Origin of the sequence: Tateyamaria pelophila, assembly GCF_019966495.1 — a bacterium.
Taxonomy (GTDB): Bacteria; Pseudomonadota; Alphaproteobacteria; order Rhodobacterales; family Rhodobacteraceae; genus Tateyamaria; species Tateyamaria pelophila.
Map to the genome: position 1 here is coordinate 1 of NZ_JAIMIA010000202.1, position 4,983 is coordinate 4,983.

The 4,983-nt window shown below is 58.9% G+C and carries 5 protein-coding genes and 1 pseudogene; all 6 read right to left on the reverse strand.

Features of this window, described 5'->3' with window-relative positions; all coding sequences use genetic code 11:
• Nucleotides 1-78: 78 nt before the first annotated feature.
• A pseudogene (locus LC354_RS26240) lies at nt 79-333 on the reverse strand (IS6 family transposase); the annotation flags it as partial.
• Between the two features lie 117 nt (nt 334-450).
• Nucleotides 451-942: a nuclear transport factor 2 family protein gene (locus LC354_RS26245; RefSeq protein ID WP_223428908.1), complete on the reverse strand. Its 492-nt coding sequence runs from the start codon at nt 940-942 to the stop codon at nt 451-453.
• Nucleotides 943-1,004: 62 nt separating this feature from the next.
• On the reverse strand, nt 1,005-1,802 hold the full coding sequence (locus LC354_RS26250) for an SDR family NAD(P)-dependent oxidoreductase (protein WP_223428909.1): 798 nt from the start codon (nt 1,800-1,802) through the stop codon (nt 1,005-1,007).
• Nucleotides 1,803-1,817: 15 nt separating this feature from the next.
• The gene (locus LC354_RS26255; RefSeq protein ID WP_223428910.1) at nt 1,818-3,101 is read right to left on the reverse strand and encodes a TRAP transporter large permease; all 1,284 of its coding nucleotides are present in this window, start codon (nt 3,099-3,101) and stop codon (nt 1,818-1,820) included.
• Nucleotides 3,098-3,595 (reverse strand): TRAP transporter small permease, encoded by a 498-nt coding sequence (locus LC354_RS26260; RefSeq protein ID WP_223428911.1) that lies wholly within the window; start codon nt 3,593-3,595, stop codon nt 3,098-3,100. Before LC354_RS26260 ends, LC354_RS26255 begins: the two co-directional genes overlap by 4 nt.
• A gap of 10 nt (nt 3,596-3,605) precedes the next feature.
• Nucleotides 3,606-4,592 carry a TRAP transporter substrate-binding protein gene (locus LC354_RS26265; RefSeq protein ID WP_223428912.1) on the reverse strand — a complete coding sequence of 329 codons (987 nt, stop codon included), beginning with the start codon at nt 4,590-4,592 and terminating at the stop codon, nt 3,606-3,608.
• Nucleotides 4,593-4,983 lie beyond the last annotated feature (391 nt).

Sequence of the window (4,983 nt, forward strand, 5' to 3'; positions counted from 1 at the left end):
GGCCGGCTTCGAGGGGCCCTCCCTCATCTTTCGTGCAGCTCGGCACCCGCTTCATATGCAGGAGCCTCGCGGCACACCCTCGTCCAGGTGCCACTGCCAGTTCGAATACGACCGCGTCTGCTGCACGCGTTTTCGGCGGATTTCAGCGGCAAACATCGGGCCAAATCTATTCCACCAGAACCGCACAGTTTCGTGGCTGATGTCTATGCCGCGTTCGTGCAGTAGATCCTCAACGTTGCGGAGCGAAAGTGGAAAGCGAACGTACATCATCACAGCCAGCCGGATAATTTCGGGGCTGCTGTGAAAGTACTTGAAGGGGTCTGTTTTCATCATGAGCAAAGGCTACGAGACCGCTCTGCCCGGCTCAATCGGAATCCTTCTGACACGGCCCACAGGCCCGTAAAATCCGAAGGGCGAAGGTGGCGTTTGGTCTCGTACCGCGCGTATGGCTTACAGACCCTCGGGCTTTTGCCATCCTACTGGGGGTGCCGCGCGTGGTGCGCGGGGCAGCGGCAGCGTGAAGCCGCTGTCCGCGCCATTCATGTCCATGCGCCGCTCTGCGATCCGCCAATCGCCGCCCTGTTTTTCGAGCCGGTCAAGGTAGCGGCCAAAAAGCGTAGCGGTGCGTCCATCGGGGGCTTCGTGCCACGCAAGCACGTGGCTTTCGGTCTCGGCCCGATATTCATCGGTGAACCTTATCCGCGGGTTCGACAGGTGATGCGCCGTTCGCGCCCAGCGCCACATCCGCGCCAGTGACGTAACAAGCGCCGCGCGCCCTTGGGATCGCAGGGCGGGATTGTCGCCATAGATTACCGTGCAATCCTCCGTGAACAACGCGCTCAGTGCGGCAAGGTCCATCCGGTCGAGATACGCACAATAATCGATCAGCACCGCCTCGATCCGGCGTTCATCGAACAATTTCGTGAGGTCTTTGTCAGGCAATCCGCACACTCCCAAAGCATCGTTGAATCAAGTGCCAAATCTCCCTGCCCGCATCGGTGGCCCTAACGCAGTTCGAGCAACCCACCGTCCACCGGAATGATCTGCCCCGTCATCCAGGACGAGCGGTCAGAAGCGAGAAACAGCATGACCTCCGCGATCTCCTCTGGCTGACCCCAGCGGGCAATCGGATAGCGGCCAATCACCTGGGCCAAAAGTTCGTTGAAATGGGTATCGTCACGGGCGCGGGCGCGAAACTGCGACTCTGACAAAGCAGTGCGCACAGCGCCCGGCGCGATGGCGTTCACCCGCACGCCCCTGTCGGCATAGTCCGCCGCCAATTGCCGGGTCAGCGCGACAACTGCGCCCTTGCTGGCGGAATAGGCCGCGACCCCCTTCATACCCGACAGACCGACGGTCGAGGCGGTAAACACCAATGTGCCCGAGGTGTCGATCAGATGCGGCATCACCGCGCGCGCGGTCAGAAAGCTCCCGGTGGCGTTGACGTTCATGACCCGTGTCCAGGCAGCAAGCGACACCGACAATACGTCACCTTCGACCATAATGCCCGCATTGACGAGAACTGTGTCGATGCGCCCGGTGACCTTAAGCGCCATCGATGCCATAGCCGTGACGGAACTCTCATCCGTTACGTCGGTTTCCGTCGCTTCGACCGCCAAGCCATCTGCAACCAACCTGGCGGCCAACGCCTGCGCCGCCGTCGCATCCAGATCCGCACAAATCACATACGCGCCTTCGCGTGCAAAGCGTTCCACCGCCGCACGCCCAATGCCTGACGCGCCTCCGGTTACGATGGCGGTCTTGCCGGTCAACGCACCTTCCTGTCTGTCGGACTGGGTCATGATCGGCCTTTCGGGTCAGTCGATATACCCCGCCATGCGCGGCAGGATGAGGGTGATCTCGGGTATGAAGGTGATGATCAGCAGGACAATTGTCATCCAAACCCAGGGTTTGAACACATGCCGGACGACCGACAGGAAGGGGCGCTGTGCGATTGTGGCAGCGACAAAGACGGCACCACCAAGTGGGGGCGTCACCATCCCGATGGCACAATTGAACACGACCACGACACTGAAATGCACCGGGTGCAGCCCGTAACTCAGGGCGATGGGAAGCAGGATCGGGCTGAGCAGCAAGATAATGGCGAGGCTCTCCATCACCATACCGAGGCCCATGAGCAAAAGGTTCACGATCAGCAAGAAGGCGAATACATTGGTGATGTTTGTTGCAAACCATTGTTCGACCTGCTCAGGCACACCAGCATTCGCGATCAGCCAGTTGAATGTCGACGCGGCGGCAACAAGGATCAGGATGCCGGCTGTAAAAGCACTGGCCTGCACAAACGCCTTGTGCAGGCGTTTCCAAGTCAGTTCGCGGTAAATGAACGCCCCGACAAACAGCGCGTAGCCGACCGCGACACCCGAGGCTTCGGTGGGCGTGAAGATACCGCCAAGGATACCGCCCATGATGATAACCGCCAGCCCGAAGGCCGGAGTCGCGGCGACGAATGTGCGCCCGAGGCGGCCAAGGTCGAAAGCCTCGGACGCACGGTATTGCGGGCCGCCCTTAATCGCGTGGCGATAGGCGATGAAGAACAAACCAGGCAAGACCAGAAGGCCGGGCAGGATACCGGCAAGGAAAAGCGCTCCAATCGACTGGTTATTGATGACCCCGATCAGCACCAGCATGAGGCTGGGCGGAATAATCTGCGCCAGCGTCCCCGCCACCGAGATCAAGGCTGCCGCGAAATCGACATTGTAACCTCGCTTGCGCAATTCCGGTTGCAGCACCGCTGAAACCGCCGCCGTGTCGGCGCTGCCCGAACCTGACATGGCCGCCAATGCCGTCGCGGCTACGATGGCGACCATCAACAGGCTGCCCGTAACCCAACCAATCAACGCCATGGAGAAATCGACGATTCGCCGCGACAACCCACCAGCATCCATCAGCAGACCTGCAAGGATGAAGAACGGGATCGCCATAAGAGTGAAGCTGTTGAGGCCAGAATAGAACCGGTGTGCAAGAAGCACGAGCGGCAGATCGGCCATAATCACCACCGCAAGCGCCGTCAGCCCCAACACGAAGAAGATTGGCACGCCGCCTGCCAGCAGCACGAGAGCGAGGCTTCCGAAGAGGCTCATGCGACATCCGTCTGATCAAAATGTTGCCCGAAGGGATCGTTCCATCGCTCTATGACACGGGCGATCACTTCGATCGCCATGAAGCTCATGCCGACGGGAACCGCGGCGAACACCACCCACATCGGCAAAAGCAGGGTGGGCGAGGTCTGGAACGCGCCCTGCCGCGTGAGAAGGATGCCACCATAGATCAGCACACCAAGAAAGACGAGCGATCCGGCAGCGATCAATAACGAAACGAGGCGCGCCATGCCAATGCCCAGCATGGCTGGCAAAGCATCCACAGCAAAGACCGCCCCGTGCCGAAGCGCGAGACCGGCCCCGATGCAGGCCAACCAGACCTGCGCAAAGGCCGCAGTTTCGACCGCATTACCGATCCCTATAGGAAGGAGATACCGCCCCAATACCTGCACGATCACCGCCACGACCATGTATCCGTAGCAGATAATGGCCATGCCGGTTGAAATCGAGCGTATGGTGCCAAGCACCCGTTTCATAGGGCTGCGCTCACTCGGTAATCAGTTTCAGCATCGCCTTCTGGGCGTCCGTGGTGAGAAACTCGTCATAAATACCCTGAGCCGCCGCACGGAATGGTGCCGGATCGGGCGCGGTGACCGTCACACCATTTTCCTGAAGCACACTGAGCAGATCAGCGTCGGATTGCTGCCAATCGTCTTGCTGGCTCTGACCTGCCTTGCGGCCCGCCTCAAGCAGGGTGGCTTGCTGCTCATCTGTCAGGCTCTGGAACTTGCGTTCGGAGATCACGATCGGGTTGGTGTAGAACAACCAGCTTACTTGCGCCCAATGCGGGGCAACCTCGTAGAATTTCTGTGTATAGTAATTTGTGTTTGCAGCATCAGCGCCGTCTACAACTCCGGTTTGCAGAGCGCTGTAAACCTCGGGATATGCGATCGCAGTGGCGTTGGCACCAAAGGCATTGAAAGTAGCGACGTGTACGGGGTTCTGCACCGTGCGCACCTTGAGTCCGGCCAGATCCTCCATCGAATTGACCGGCATGCTGCTCATAATATGGCGCGGGCCGGAGGTCATAAAGCCCAGAAGCCTGATTCCCTTGCTGGCAGCTGCGGCGCTGAGTTCATCGAAGATCGGACCATTCAGAACGCTGCGGTAGTGATCCCAGTCACGGAAGGCGAACGGCATGTTGAGCACGTTCATTTCAGGGACCCAGTTGGCAAGGACAGCCGCCGACGGCGGTGCCATGTCGATCGTGCCGAGCAGGATTCCCTCAACCACATCTACCTCGCCGCCAAGTTGCGAGTTGGGCGAAATCTTGATGGACAGCTCGCCTCCGGTCCCTTCAGCCACCATTTCCGCCAAAGCCTCAACGGCGCGGTGATTGGGGTCGTCAACGACCGAGAAATGGGCGAAGCGCAATGACGTTTCGGCGACAGCGGCCGAGCCGGCAAGCAGACCGATGGCTGCGGCAGTCGCAATGTAGCGGGACGCACGGCGCAGAGACTTGACGATCATCATGAATACTCCCTAAATCGATGATATCAGGACGCTATGCGAACAAATGTTCGCAGTCTATCAAATCCTGAATATAATTTTTCGAGGCAGCGTCGAAGGGATCGTTGAACAATCCCGGTTTCGGCAGAGACTGGCAGTGTTGCAACAAACCCGACTCCCCCGGAAAATCAATTTGATGCTATGAGGACTGCGACCAGGTTCCAAAAGATCCGCAATGTTTCGGAGCGAAAGTGGAAAGCCAAACCCAATGTCTATCATGATCGCACGTCGGATAATCTCCGGGCCACTGTGAAAGTACTTGAATGGTGCTGGCAGACTAGGCAGCGGACTCATAAAACTCGATCCACAGCCTGACGGATGCCAGTTTGATCATCGACAGGAAATTGCGTGATGT